The 12,887-nt window shown below is 70.2% G+C and carries 15 protein-coding genes; 2 read left to right on the forward strand and 13 right to left on the reverse strand.

Going from position 1 to position 12,887, the window contains the following annotated elements; genetic code table 11:
* Nucleotides 1–408: 408 nt before the first annotated feature.
* From ptsP to RBXJA2T_RS15960, 3 genes are read right to left on the reverse strand one after another with little or no spacing between them, the layout of a single operon-like run.
* Nucleotides 409–2,187: a phosphoenolpyruvate--protein phosphotransferase gene (ptsP, locus tag RBXJA2T_RS15950; RefSeq protein ID WP_009858446.1), complete on the reverse strand. Its 1,779-nt coding sequence runs from the start codon at nt 2,185–2,187 to the stop codon at nt 409–411.
* Between the two features lie 22 nt (nt 2,188–2,209).
* Entirely contained in the window at nt 2,210–2,479 is a 270-nt protein-coding gene (locus RBXJA2T_RS15955) for an HPr family phosphocarrier protein (protein WP_009858447.1), read from the reverse strand.
* A complete protein-coding gene (locus RBXJA2T_RS15960; RefSeq protein ID WP_009858448.1) occupies nt 2,448–2,897 on the reverse strand; it encodes a PTS sugar transporter subunit IIA in 450 nt (149 codons plus the stop codon). The genes RBXJA2T_RS15955 and RBXJA2T_RS15960 overlap by 32 nt, the downstream gene beginning before the upstream one ends.
* A gap of 98 nt (nt 2,898–2,995) precedes the next feature.
* On the opposite strand from RBXJA2T_RS15960, the gene RBXJA2T_RS15965 reads away from it, so the two are divergent.
* Nucleotides 2,996–4,243, forward strand: a complete 1,248-nt coding sequence (locus tag RBXJA2T_RS15965; RefSeq protein ID WP_009858449.1) for a CaiB/BaiF CoA transferase family protein — start codon at nt 2,996–2,998, stop codon at nt 4,241–4,243.
* 9 nt (nt 4,244–4,252) lie between these two features.
* On the opposite strand, the gene RBXJA2T_RS15970 is transcribed toward RBXJA2T_RS15965, so the two are convergent.
* From RBXJA2T_RS15970 to RBXJA2T_RS16015, 10 genes are all read right to left on the reverse strand, one after another.
* On the reverse strand, nt 4,253–4,930 hold the full coding sequence (locus RBXJA2T_RS15970; protein WP_029718862.1) for a DUF4197 domain-containing protein: 678 nt from the start codon (nt 4,928–4,930) through the stop codon (nt 4,253–4,255).
* 60 nt (nt 4,931–4,990) lie between these two features.
* Nucleotides 4,991–5,959 carry a lipoyl synthase gene (gene lipA / locus RBXJA2T_RS15975; RefSeq protein ID WP_009858451.1) on the reverse strand — a complete coding sequence of 323 codons (969 nt, stop codon included), beginning with the start codon at nt 5,957–5,959 and terminating at the stop codon, nt 4,991–4,993.
* A gap of 82 nt (nt 5,960–6,041) precedes the next feature.
* Nucleotides 6,042–6,707, reverse strand: a complete 666-nt coding sequence (gene lipB / locus RBXJA2T_RS15980; RefSeq protein WP_009858452.1) for a lipoyl(octanoyl) transferase LipB — start codon at nt 6,705–6,707, stop codon at nt 6,042–6,044.
* A 5-nt stretch (nt 6,708–6,712) separates the two neighbouring features.
* Nucleotides 6,713–6,988, reverse strand: a complete 276-nt coding sequence (locus RBXJA2T_RS15985; protein WP_009858453.1) for a DUF493 family protein — start codon at nt 6,986–6,988, stop codon at nt 6,713–6,715.
* Between the two features lie 7 nt (nt 6,989–6,995).
* Nucleotides 6,996–7,886 carry a D-amino acid aminotransferase gene (locus RBXJA2T_RS15990; protein ID WP_009858454.1) on the reverse strand — a complete coding sequence of 297 codons (891 nt, stop codon included), beginning with the start codon at nt 7,884–7,886 and terminating at the stop codon, nt 6,996–6,998.
* Nucleotides 7,887–7,923: 37 nt separating this feature from the next.
* Nucleotides 7,924–9,069, reverse strand: a complete 1,146-nt coding sequence (locus tag RBXJA2T_RS15995) for a D-alanyl-D-alanine carboxypeptidase family protein (RefSeq protein WP_009858455.1) — start codon at nt 9,067–9,069, stop codon at nt 7,924–7,926.
* Between the two features lie 19 nt (nt 9,070–9,088).
* Nucleotides 9,089–9,706, reverse strand: a complete 618-nt coding sequence (locus RBXJA2T_RS16000; protein ID WP_009858456.1) for an alpha/beta hydrolase — start codon at nt 9,704–9,706, stop codon at nt 9,089–9,091.
* Nucleotides 9,703–10,029 carry a (2Fe-2S) ferredoxin domain-containing protein gene (locus tag RBXJA2T_RS16005; protein WP_009858457.1) on the reverse strand — a complete coding sequence of 109 codons (327 nt, stop codon included), beginning with the start codon at nt 10,027–10,029 and terminating at the stop codon, nt 9,703–9,705. The genes RBXJA2T_RS16000 and RBXJA2T_RS16005 overlap by 4 nt, the downstream gene beginning before the upstream one ends.
* Nucleotides 10,030–10,075: 46 nt before the next feature.
* Nucleotides 10,076–11,191: a VanZ family protein gene (locus RBXJA2T_RS16010; RefSeq protein ID WP_009858458.1), complete on the reverse strand. Its 1,116-nt coding sequence runs from the start codon at nt 11,189–11,191 to the stop codon at nt 10,076–10,078.
* A 16-nt stretch (nt 11,192–11,207) separates the two neighbouring features.
* Nucleotides 11,208–11,636 carry a CopD family protein gene (locus RBXJA2T_RS16015; RefSeq protein WP_009858459.1) on the reverse strand — a complete coding sequence of 143 codons (429 nt, stop codon included), beginning with the start codon at nt 11,634–11,636 and terminating at the stop codon, nt 11,208–11,210.
* Between the two features lie 244 nt (nt 11,637–11,880).
* On the opposite strand from RBXJA2T_RS16015, the gene hemB reads away from it, so the two are divergent.
* Nucleotides 11,881–12,885 (forward strand): porphobilinogen synthase, encoded by a 1,005-nt coding sequence (gene hemB, locus RBXJA2T_RS16020; protein WP_029718861.1) that lies wholly within the window; start codon nt 11,881–11,883, stop codon nt 12,883–12,885.
* Nucleotides 12,886–12,887: the final 2 nt, after the last annotated feature.

Here is a 12,887-nt window from a genome sequence, read left to right on the forward strand (position 1 = left end):
TTGAAGTCTTGCGACTTCTTGGCACTCGCCTTCAAACGCCCACGCTTATCGGCTGTATGTTGTTAAAGAACTTCGCTGCTTTCGCAGCGTCGCTGTTTGTTCAGCGAAGACCGAGATTCTGACATTCTTTTTAAACCCTGTCAAGCACTCGGCTTTTCCGCTTTTCGCTGAAACTCTTTTCAGAGTTTCTCCGGCACCGCTTCTTTCGAAGCACCACCGTCGATCAGCGGAGCCTGTGACTGTAGCACGGCTCCAAAACCGATTGCAAGCGGTTCAACGAAAAAAGTTTGCAGGACACCGTCGACCACCTCGCTGCTGCCTGCCCGCACACCGGCACACCTCAGCCCGCGCACCCAGGGACCGGCCGATCCGGACGAGTGCCGGAAGCTCCGCCCGCTGCCGGCCTTGTCAGTGGGCGAGCCCGCCCGAGAACAGGCGCGCCGCCTCCAGCGCCGGATCCTCGGCGCTCAGCACCGCCTCGACCGCCGCGGCCAGGCGGCGGGTGTCGGCACGCAGCACTCGCTGCTTGATCGACGCGATGCGCGCCGGGTGCATGGAGAAGCTGCGCAGCCCCATGGCCAGCAGCAAGTCGGTGAACGCCGCGTCGCCGGCCATCTCGCCGCAGACACTGACACCCTTGCCTCGAGCGTTGGCCTTGGCAATGGTGTCCGCGATCAGGCGCAACACCGCAGGATGCCAGGGATCGAAGAGATGGGAGACGGCATCATCGGACCGGTCGATCGCCAGCGTGTACTGGATCAGGTCGTTGGTGCCGATCGAGACGAAGTCGAAGTGATCGAGGAAGCGGCCGATCATCAGCGCCGCAGCAGGCACCTCGATCATCGCGCCGATCTCGACTTCGCCGTGAGCACAGCCTGCGTCGTCGAGTTGCTGCCGGGCACGCTCGAGCGCCTCCAGCGTCATCCGGATCTCGCCGACATGCGCGACCATCGGCACCAGGATGCGCACCTTGCCGAAGGCACTCGCGCGCAGGATGGCGCGCAGCTGCTGGCGGAACATGTCCGGCTCGGCCAGACTCCAGCGGATCGCGCGCAGGCCCAGCGCCGGGTTCAGCGCATGCTCGTGTCGCAGCTCCTGCAGGCTCATGCGATCCAGCGGCTTGTCGGCGCCGATGTCGACGGTGCGGATCGTCACCGGCAGCCCCTGCATCGACACCACCGCGTCGCGGTAGGCCTGGAACTGCTCGTCTTCGCCGGGCAGGTCGCCACCGCGGTTCATGAACAGAAACTCGCTGCGGAACAGGCCGACGCCGACCGCACCGGCCTCCAGCGCCCCGGCCGAATCGCCCGGCATCTCGATATTGGCCAGCAGTTCGACCGGCTGCCCGTCCAGCGTCACCGCCGGCGTGTGGCGCAGGCGGTTCAGGCGAGCGCGCTCGAGTTCGCTCTGGCGCTGGCGGAAGCGGTACTCCTCCAGCACGATCGGCGACGGGTTGACGATGACGACACCGGCGTCGCCGTCGATGACCAGCCAGTCGTCCTGCCGGATCAGGCGGCTCGCTTCGCGCGCACCGACGACGGCCGGGATGTCCAGGCTGCGCGCGACGATGGCCGTGTGCGAGGTGCGCCCGCCGACGTCGGTGACGAAGCCGGTGAAGACGCTGCGCTTGAACTGGATCATGTCGGCCGGTGCGACGTCGTTGGCGACCAGCACCAGCGGGTCCTCGCCGCCGAAGTCGCGCATGCGCATCACGTCCGGCTCCGCAGAGGGACTGTGGCCCGGCTTGCTGCGGGCAAGGCAGCGCAACAGCCTCTCGGCCAGCTGCTCGACGTCGGCCTTGCGTTCACGCAGGTACTCGTCGTCCATCTCGTCGAACTGGCGAGCGAGCACCTCAAGCTGCGCCGACAGCGCCCACTCGGCGTTGTAGTGGCGCTCGACGATCCACTGCCGGGTCGCCGAGGTCATGGTCTCGTCGTGCAGCAGCATCTGGTGCACGTCGAGCAGCGCCGACAGCTCGGCCGGCGCATCCTGCGGCAGGTCGCGCTTGAGCGCCGTCAGCTCCGCGGACACGATGTCGCGCGCCTGGCGCAGCCGGCCGATCTCCTGCTCGACTCGTTCGGCCGCGACGAAATAGTGCGCGACGTCGACGCGGCTGGAAGCCACCAGCACCGCGCGGCCGATCGCGACGCCGCGCGAGACGGGAGTGCCGAAGACCTGGATGCTCATGCGTTCGGCTCCCGTCGGCGCGTCACTGGCCTTCGCCGAACTTGGCGTCGATCAGGCCGCGCAGCGCTTCCATCGCGGCCTGCTCGTCCTCGCCGTCGGTCTCGATCTCGACCTCGGTGCCCATTCCGGCGGCCAGCATCATCACTCCCATGATGCTCTTGGCGTTGACCCGCCGGCCGTTGCGGCTCATGAAGACTTCGCTGCGGAAGGTGCCCGCCAGCTTGGTCAGCTTGGCCGAGGCGCGGGCGTGAAGGCCGAGCTTATTGCTGATGGTGATGCGGGTCTTGATCATGAGGGCCCGGGGAGACTGCCTGATTCTGCCGGCGCGCGCCGCCGATCTGCATGACACCTTGCGTACCACCGGCCACGGCGCGCGCGACCAGTTCATCCAGCGGAAGGTGGGCGTAGCACAGGGTGCGCCACAGCATCGGCACGTTGACCCCGGCGACGACTCGTGCGGACACGCCGTCGGCCAGTTCGAGCGCCGCGTTGCAGGGCGTCGCGCCGAAGACGTCGACCAGGATCAGCGCCTCCTGGGCGCCGAGTTCGGCCAGCAGCGCACGCGCGCGCTCGACCACCTGCTCGGGTTGCATGCCGGGCTCGACGTCCAGCGCCGCCAGGCCGCGGCCGCAGTCCGGGTAGACATGCGCGGCCACCGCGCGCAGCGAAGACGCGAGCGGGGCGTGGGCGATGACGAGCAGGGCGGCCATGGCAGCAGGAGCGCGGATTATCGGCAGCTTTCGCTCCGTCTTGCGCACCGTACTCGCATCAGGGCCTGGGCGCACGGCGCGGGCCCAGAATCGGCGCCATGGATCAGCTGAAACCGGGTGCGCTCGCGGGGCTGCGCGTGCTCGATCTCTCGCGCGTGCTCGCCGGCCCCTGGTGCACGCAGACACTGGCCGACCTCGGTGCCGACGTCGTCAAGGTGGAACGCCCGCGCTCGGCACGCCACCCCGGCGGCGACGACACACGCGGCTGGGGCCCGCCGTTCCTGAAGGACGCCGCCGGCCACGACAGCGCCGAGGCCGCGTACTTCGTCGGCACCAACCGCAACAAACGTTCGGTGACGATCGACATCGCGCACCCCGACGGTCAGGCACTGGTGCGCCGGCTGGCCGACACCGCCGACGTGATGATCGAGAACTTCAAGGTCGGCGACATGGCGCGTTACGGCCTGGACGCCCAGGCGATGCGCGCGACGCGCCCGCGCCTCGTCTACTGCTCGATCACCGGCTACGGCCAGAGCGGGCCGTACCAGGATCGCGCCGGCTACGACTACGCGATCCAGGGCCTGGGCGGGCTGATGAGCGTGACCGGCGAGCGCGACGGCCTGCCCGGCGCCGGGCCGCAGAAGGTCGGCGTGGCGGTCGCCGATCTGTTCACCGGCATGTACGCGACGGTCGCCATCCTCGCCGCGCTGCGTCACCGCGACGCCACCGGCGAAGGCCAGGCGATCGACATGGCGCTGCTGGACACGCAGGTCGCGATGCTCGCCAACCTGGGCGCCAACTACCTGGCGACGAAGACGCCGCCGCGGCGCGTCGGCAACGCCCACGCCAACATCGTGCCCTACCAGGTGTTCGAGGTCGCCGACGGGCACCTGATCCTGGCGGTGGGCAACGACAGCCAGTTCAGGCGCTTCTGCGAGATCGCCGGCTGCGCCGAGCTGGCCACCGACGAACGCTTCGCGACGAACGCCGCGCGCGTGCGCAACCGCCAGACCTTGATCCCGCTGCTGGAGCCACTGCTGCACGCCCGCCCGCGTGCCGACTGGCTGGCCGCCCTCGACGCCGCCGGCGTGCCCTGCGGCCCGATCAACGACCTCGGCGAGGTCTTCGCCGACGAGCAGGTGCGTGCGCGCGGCATGGTGACGCAGGCGGAGCACCCGCTGCTCGGCACGATCGATCTCGTCGCCAGCCCGATGAAGCTGTCGGCGACACCGCCGACGCTGCGCCGCGCGCCGCCGCTGCTCGGCGAACACACCGACGAGGTGCTGCGCGAGATCGGCCTGACCGAGGCCGAGATCGCCGACCTGCACGCCCGCGGCGTGGTCTGACGCGGCCGGCTAGAGCGAGAAGACCTTGCGCAGGATCGCGCTGCCGGTACCGACCGGGTCGGCGCGGATCTTCTTCTCCTCCTCGCCGATCATCAGGTACAGGCCGTCTAGCGCCTTGGCGGTGACGTACTGCTGGACGTTGGCGTCCTCCTGCCGGATCAGGCCGAAACGCGAGGCCTTGCCGGCGACCGCGTTGTAGCGGTTCGCCAGCTTCACCTTCTCGGTCGCCTTGGTGACGATGGGCAGGAACTTCACGCCCAGCGGCTCGCGCGTCTTGCGTGCGAAGAAGTCGGTCACCGAGGTGTCGCCGCCGCGCACGATGTCCAGCGCGTCCTCGACGCTGATCGACTTGGCGGCGCTGACGAGCAGCGTGCGCGCCTCGGGCACCGCCGCCTCGGCGGCACGGTTCATCGCCGTCACCAGCTCGTCGACGCGTTTGCCCTGGCCGGTGGCGCGCAGCAGCCCGGCGGCATCCTCCAGTGCGCCCGGCAGCGGAATGCGCACCTTCGGGTTGCCGAGAAAGCCGTCGGTGCGCCCCAGCAAGCCGACGGCGGCGACGGCGCCACGTTCCAGCGCCGCACGCACGCCGGCGGCGGCATCGGTCTCGGTCAGCGCGGCGGCGCGGCCGGCGAGCGGCCAGACGCTCGACGCGGCGGCCAAGGTCCACGCGAATTGCCTGCGATCCATCGCAACTCCATCAAGACGGGAGACGCGATCGTGCGCGCGGGCGCGCACGCTGGCAACCGATCAGCCTTCGGTGACGCCCGCCGCGTGCGCCTGCTGGTCGGCGTGGTAGCTCGAGCGCACCATCGCGCCGACGGCGGCGTGGCTGAAGCCCATCGCCGCGGCCTCGCGCTCGAACATCTTGAAGGTGTCCGGGTGCACGTAGCGACGCACCGGCAGGTGGTGGCCGCTGGGCGCGAGGTACTGGCCGATGGTCAGCATCTCGATGCCGTGGGCGCGCATGTCGCGCATCACCTCGAGGATCTCCTCGTCGGTCTCGCCCAGGCCGACCATCAGCCCGCTCTTCGTCGGCACGGCCGGCACTTCTTCCTTGAAGCGCTTGAGCAGGTTCAGGCTGAAGGCGTAGTCGGCGCCCGGCCGCGCTTCCTTGTACAGACGCGGCACGGTCTCCAGGTTGTGGTTCATGACGTCCGGCGGCGCGGTCTTCAGGATCGCCAGCGCCTTGTCCAGGCGGCCGCGGAAGTCGGGCACCAGGACCTCGATGCGCGTCGCCGGCGACGCCTCGCGGATCGCGGTGATGCAGTCGACGAAGTGCTGGGCGCCGCCGTCGCGCAGGTCGTCGCGGTCGACGCTGGTGACGACGACGTACTTCAGCTTCAGCGCGGCGACGGTCTGGGCCAGCTTCTTCGGCTCCTCGGCGTCCAGCGGGTCCGGGCGGCCGTGGCCGACGTCGCAGAACGGGCAGCGCCGCGTGCACTTGTCGCCCATGATCATGAAGGTCGCCGTGCCCTTGCCGAAGCACTCGCCGATGTTCGGGCACGAGGCTTCCTCGCAGACCGTGTGCAGCTTCTGCTCGCGCAGCACGTTCTTGATCTCGTAGAAGCGCGAGGACGCCGAGCCGGCCTTCACGCGGATCCACTCCGGCTTCTTCAGCACCTCGGCCGGCACCACCTTGATCGGGATGCGCGAGGTCTTGGCCTGCGACTTCTGCTTGGCGGTCGGGTCGTAGGCCGGGGTCTGGGGATCGGTCATGGCGCGGAGCGGGCGGGCGTGGGAGCCCGAAGATTATCCGCCGCGGCCTTTCGCCGCCCGGCCGTCAGGGTCGGCGCCGGGCTCAGGCCGGCGCGAGCCGCCGCGCCAGCGCCTGGCCGAAGGCGCGCGCCGCGTCCTCCCAGCCGACCTCGATGCCCAGCGAGCGCAGGTCCACCGTCTTCAGCCCCTTGTAGCCGCAGGGGTCGATGCGCTCGAAGGGCTGCAGGTCCATCGCGACGTTCAGCGCCGCGCCGTGGTACGTGCAGTGGCCGCTGACCTTGATGCCGAGCGCGGCGATCTTGCCCAGGCCGGCGAACGGATCGTCGTCGCGAGGCACCAGGCGGGCGTGACCGAAGGGGTCGTCCAGGCGCACGTAGATGCCCGGCGCGCCGCGCACGCGGTGGCCGGTGACGCCGACGGCACCGAGCACGTCGAGCACCGCCTCCTCGAGGCGGAAGACGTATTCCTTGACGAAGTAGCCGGCACGCCGCAGGTCGACGAGCGGGTAGGCGACGACCTGGCCGGGGCCGTGGTACGTCACCTGGCCGCCACGGTTGGTGCGCACGACCGGGATCTCGCCGGCCGCCAGCACGTGGGCCTCGCGCCCGGCGATGCCCTGCGTGAAGACCGGAGGGTGCTCGACGAGCCAGATCTCGTCTTCGGTGCCGGCCGTGCGCACCTCGGTGAAGCCGCGCATCGCGGCCTCGGTCTCGGCGTAGTCGCGCCGGCCCTGCAGCAGCAGCCGCATCGCCGTCAGAGCACGACCTTGACCATCGGGTGCGTGCTCAGCGTGCGGTAGAGCTCGTCGAGCTGCTCGCGGCTCGTCGCCGTGACGGTGATCGTCAGCCCCATGTAGTTGCCGCCCTTGCTCGGGCGGCGCTCGACGCGCTGGCGGTCGAACTCGGGGTCGAAACGCAGCGCCACCGCGACGATGGCTTCCTCGAAGCCCTCGACGTGCGCGCCCATCACCTTGATCGGGAAGGCGCTCGGGTACTCGATGAGGCTTTGTTCGGGCGGGATGTCGGCCATCTTGACTTCAGATCGACTGCAGGCGCTTGGCCTGCTGGTAAGCCTCGTACAGGCGGGCGTAGACCGGGCCCGGCTTGCCGCGCAGCGCGCCGTGGCCGACCGGCACGCCGTCCAGGCGCGTGACCGGCAGCACTTCCTTGGTGGCCGAGCTCAGCAGCACCTCGTCGGCCGACAGCAGCTCGGCCTCGGACACCGGTCGCAGGCTGTAGGGGATGTCGCAGTCCTCGCACAGCTCGCGCAGCAGCTCGAAGCGGATGCCCTCGAGCACGTACTCGCTCTTGGGCGCGCCGATCAGCGCGCCTTCCTGGACGATCCAGACGTTGCTCGCCGAGGCCTCGGTGAGGAAACCGTCGCGCAGCATGATGGTCTCGACGGCGCCGTGGTCGGCCGACATCTGGCGCGCGAGCACGTTGCCCAGCAGGCTGGTGCTCTTGATGTCGCCGCGCTCCCAGCGGAAGTCGCGCGCGGTGATGCAGGCCACGCCGTGGTGGCGCTGCTCGGCCGTCGCGTGCTTCAGCGGGTTGACCATCATGAAGACCGTCGGCTCCAGGCCGTCGGGCATCACGTGGTCACGCGGGGCGACGCCGCGCGTGACCTGGATGTAGACCACCTGGTCATCGACGCCGCGCGTCTCGGCCAGCGTCTGCACCAGGCAGCGGCAGCGCTCCAGCCACTCGTCGCGCGTGTGCGGGTTCGGGATGCGGATCTTCGCCAGGCTGCGCTCCAGCCGCGCCAGGTGCTCGTCGAAGCGGAACAGCCGCCGGCCGTAGACCGGCACGACCTCGTAGATCCCGTCGCCGAAGATGAAGCCGCGGTCCAGGACCGGGATCTTCGCCTCGGCGAGCGGGGTGTAGTGGCCGTTCAGGTAGCAGAGCGTGTCGGGCAGGGCGATCGCCATGACGGTCTCGGTGTGGACGCCGCGTGAAGGCCCCAGATTACTTGATCCAGAGCCGCACGGCATCCCAGGCGCGGCCGAAGATGCCGGCCAGGCCCACCGGCTCGAGCACCTGCAGCGGGATCTCGGCCACCGGCGTGCCGCCGGCGGTCGTCACCTTCAGCGTGCCGACGCGCTGGCCCTGCTGCAGCGGCGCGACCAGCGGGTCGGTGCGCTGGATCGAGGTCTTCAGCTTGTCGCCTTCGCCGCGCGGCACGGCGACGAAGATCGCGCCCGGCGCGCCCAGGCGGGCTTCGGACTTGTTGCCCTTCCAGACCGGCACCGTGGCCACCGCCTTGCCGGCGTCGAACAGCCGGATCGCGTCCCAGGCGGCGTAGCCCCAGTTCAGCAGCTTCTGGCTCTCGTTGGCGCGGGCCTGCATCGAGGCCGTGCCCATCACCACCGACAGCAGCCGGCGCTTGCCGTTGGGCATGTCGCGCTGGGCGCTGGCCACGAGGCAGTAGCCGGCGGCTTCGGTGTAGCCGGTCTTCATGCCGTCGACGCTCGGGTCGCGGCCCAGCAGCAGGTTGCGGTTGTCCTGGCGGATGTTGTTGAACGCGAAGGCCCGCTCCGAGTAGATCGGATAGAACTGCGGGTGGTCCTGGATGATGCGCGTGGCGATGTAGGCGATCTCACGCGGCGTCGTCTTGTGGCCGGCCTCGGTCAGCCCCGAGGGGTTGCGGAACTGGGTGTTCTTCAGCCCCCAGGCCTGGGCCTGCTTGTTCATCATCGCGACGAAGTTCTCGACCGTGCCGCCGACCGCCTCGGCCAGCGCGACCGTCGCGTCGTTGCCGCTCTGCACGATCATGCCGCGCAGCAGTTCGTCGACGCGCGGCTGCATCCGGGTGTCGATGAACATCAGCGAGCCGCCGTACTTGCGCTCGTCCCAGGCGCGGGTGGACACCGGCACGCGCTGGTCCAGCGCCAGCTTGCCGTCGCGCACGGCGTTGAACACCAGGTAGGCGCTCATCAGCTTGGTCAGCGAGGCCGGGTCGGCCGGCGTGTCGGCGTCGCGTTCGGCGAGCACCTGGTTGGCGCTGACGTCGATCAGGATGTACTGGCGCGCGGCGACCTCGGGCGGCACCGGGGCCTGGGCGTGGGCGCCAGCCACGAAGAAGGCCAGCGCCAGGGACAGGAGTCGTTTCATCGGGAAGGAATGGGGTGGGTCAGCGGTGCCAGGCACCGACGACGATCTGCTTGAGCAGCGTGAGCTGCCCGTGGAAGAAGTGGCCGGCGCCAGGCACCACCGTCAGCGGCAACGACTGGGGACGCGCCCAGTCGAGCACCGCCGCCAGCGGCACGACCTCGTCGGCCTCGCCGTGGATCACGACGCTGTCCTGAGGCACCGGCGCGGCGCGAAAGTTCCGCACCGCCGGCGCGACCAGCACCTGGCGCTCGACCGGCGTGCCGGCGTCGGCCAGGCGCGCAGCCAGCTGCGTGGCGATCGCGCCGCCGAAGGAGAAGCCGCCGACGGCCAGCGGCAGCGACGGGTCACGGAAGGCGGTGGCGACGGCCAGCGCGTCGTCGAGCTCGCCGACGCCGGCATCCCATTCACCGCCGGAGCCGCCGACGCCTCGGAAGTTGAAGCGCACCGCGCGATAGCCCAGCTGGACGAACGCCCGCGCCAGCGTCTGCACGACCTTGTTGTCCATCGTGCCGCCGTGCAGCGGATGCGGGTGGCAGAGCACGGCCACGCCGCGCAGGCCGGCTGCGGGAGCGTCGATCGCGACGTCCAGCGCGCCGGCCGGGCCGGGGATCGCCCGGCGCTCGGTGGCCGAGTTCATCGGCCGACGTCGGGGGGCAGCATCAGGCGCTCGACGGGCCGCCCGTTTTTCAGGTGCGACTCGACGATCTCGTCGATGTCCTCGCGGTCGACGTAGGTGTACCAGGTGCCTTCGGGGTAGACCACGGCCACCGGGCCGCCGGCGCAGCGGTCCAGGCAGCCGGCCTTGTTGACGCGCACGCCGCCGGCGCCGGCCAGGCCTTCGGCCTTGACACGCGCCTTGCAGTGATCGAACGCCTCCTGCGCGCCATGGCGGGCGCAGCTCGACTCTCCGGCGGGCCGCTCGTTGAGGCAGAAGAAGATGTGATGCCGGAAATAGCTCATGGCGGGATTGTAGGCACCGCCCCCGGCACGGCCGGCGCGCGGGGCCTCAGTCGCGGCTGGCCAGACGACCCAGCAGCCAGCCGCCCGCGGCATACGGCCAGAGCCAGCCGATCCACTGCGCCAGCCCGTGGAAACGCACGAAACGCCCCTGCTCCCAGCTCTGCAGGCTGTCGGCGAAATACGGGTCGGCAGGCGCCTGCGCGACCAGCGTCACCAGCACCGTGAGCACCACCAGCCCCAGGCCGCAGGCGACGCGGCGCCCCACCGGCGCGAGCAGCAGCGCGCCGCCGGCCGCGGCCAGCAAGGCCGGGCCCACCATCGGCGTCAGCCAGGCCAGTGCATGTTGCGGGCCGAAGTTCAGCAACGTCGACAGCGTCATCGTCGCCGCAGCCAGCGCCAGCGCGCCGGCGGCCAGCACCACGCGCCGCCAGCCCGGCGCGACGACCGAGTAGGCCACCAGACAGGGCGCCAGCAGGCCCAGCGCCGTGACCGCGCCTTCGGCCGGCGGCCACAGGCGCTCGCCGGGCGTCGGCACCGCGGCCAGCATCTCGTAGACCGGGTCGGCCCAGGGCACTTCGTCGAGCCAGTCGAGCGCATAGCCGCGCAGGCGTTCGCCGAACTGGCCCAGGCCCAGCGGCACCGGCGCCGGGAACAGCAGCCCCAGCGGCCACAGCGCCAGCAACGCCAGCGCCCCCGCGCTGCGCGGCACGAACCAGCGCTGGCGCAGCCCGTGCCAGCGGTCGATCAGCCCGGCGGCATGCAGCGCCGCACCGGCCAGCGCGCCGACGGCGCCGCCGGCCGAATTGAGCGCGAAGTCCTTCAGCGACGGGTGGCGCGTCGGCAGGAACTGCTGCGTGACCTCCGCGCCGTAGGACAGCGCCGCAGGCAGCACCAGGCCCAGCGCCAGCGACGGCAGCGGCGCCCAACCGCTGCGCCGTGCGGCGATCAGCAGCAGCGCGCCCAGCGGCACGTAGCCGACGAAGTTGGACCAGTCGTCGAACGGCGTCACCCAGCGCGGCCAGGGCAGCGCCAGAAGCGCCGTCAGCTCCTGCCCCGGCGGCCAACGCCAGCCCTCGAACGGGAACAGGCTGGCGTAGACGATCAGCGCCGCGAACGCCGCCGCCAGCGGCGTGGCCGAGCTGCGGTGACGGTCGCTCGTCACGCGTGCGAAGCGCCCGCTAGAAGGGCTTGACGACGACCAGCACGACGATCGCCACGAACAGGATCACCGTGACTTCGTTGAAGACGCGGAACCACTTGTGCGAACGCTTGTTGGCCGAGTTCTCGAAGTCCTTCAGCACGCGGCGGCAGAACTCCTGGTAGACGAGGATGCCCGCCACCAGCGTCAGCTTGGCGTGCAGCCAGCCGGCGCCGGCGCCGATGCCGAAGTGCAGCCACAGCAGCAGCCCCAGCACGAAGGCCGGGACCATCAGGATCATCATGAAGCGGTACAGCTTGCGCGCCATCAGCAGCAGGCGCTCGCGCTCGGCGTGGCTGTCCGGCGGCACCATCGCCAGGTTGACGAACAGACGCGGCAGGTAGAACAGCCCGGCGAACCAGCTCGCCACGAAGATGATGTGGAAGGCCTTGACCCAGAGGTAGCTCATCGGGCCATTATGGCGGGCGCCACGAGGCTGAAAAAAGGAGGCCCCGGCGCGGAGCCGGGGCCAGCAAGCCTTATCGCTGTCATCACGGTAAGGCACCTGCTCAGGGAGGAAAAGCAGGGAATGACCACCGCGCGTGCGGCTATCATTCATCGGTCACTTTAGCAGAGTGACCGGCGAAGAGCCAACCGAAATCCGTCGGGCCTTCGCAGGCGTGTGACACGCTCCAGAACCCCCAGGACAGCTCGTGCGTACCCTTCCCCCGTTCCCCGCGAGCCGGCCGCGCCGGCTGCGCCGCGATGCCTTCACCCGCGCCCTCGTGCGCGAAAACCGGCTGGCGCCGGAAGACTTCATCTACCCGGTGTTCGTGCTCGAGGGCACGGGTCAGGTCCAGGACGTGCCGAGCATGCCCGGCGTGCAGCGCATGAGCCAGGACATGCTGTTCGGCGTCGCCGAGCAGTGCGTCGAACTCGGCATCCCGGTGCTGGCGCTGTTCCCGAACATCGACGCGTCGCTGAAGACGCCCGACGGCCGCGAAGCGACCAATCCCGACGGCCTGATCCCGCGCACCGTGCGCGCGCTGAAGGAGCGCTTCCCCGAGCTCGGCGTGATGACCGACGTCGCGCTGGACCCGTACACCAGCCACGGCCAGGACGGCCTGCTCGACGAGACCGGCTACATCATCAACGACGCCACCGTCGAGGTGCTGACCGCCCAGGCGCTGACGCACGCCGCGGCCGGCGTCGACATCGTCGCGCCCAGCGACATGATGGACGGGCGCATCGGCGCGATCCGCAACGCGCTGGAAGCCGGCGGCCACATCCACACGCGCATCATGGCCTACAGCGCCAAGTACGCGAGCGCCTTCTACGGCCCGTTCCGCGACGCCGTCGGCACGCGCGGCACGCTGGGCAAGAGCGACAAGAAGGTCTACCAGATGGACCCGGGCAACTCCGACGAGGCCCTGCGCGAAGTGGCGCTGGACATCGCCGAAGGCGCCGACATGGTGATGGTCAAGCCCGGCCTGCCGTATCTGGACATCGTGCGCCGCGTGAAGGACGAGTTCGGCATGCCGACCTTCGCCTATCAGGTCAGCGGCGAGTACGCGATGATCAAGGCCGCCGCCGCCAACGGCTGGCTGGACCACGACGCCGTGATGATGGAAGCGCTGCTCGCCTTCAAGCGTGCCGGCGCCGACGGCATCCTGACCTACTTCGCGCTCGACGCCGCGCGGCTGCTGCGCCAGCGCTGATC

This window comes from Rubrivivax benzoatilyticus JA2 = ATCC BAA-35 (assembly GCF_000190375.1).
GTDB classification, from domain to species: Bacteria; Pseudomonadota; Gammaproteobacteria; order Burkholderiales; family Burkholderiaceae_C; genus Rubrivivax; species Rubrivivax benzoatilyticus.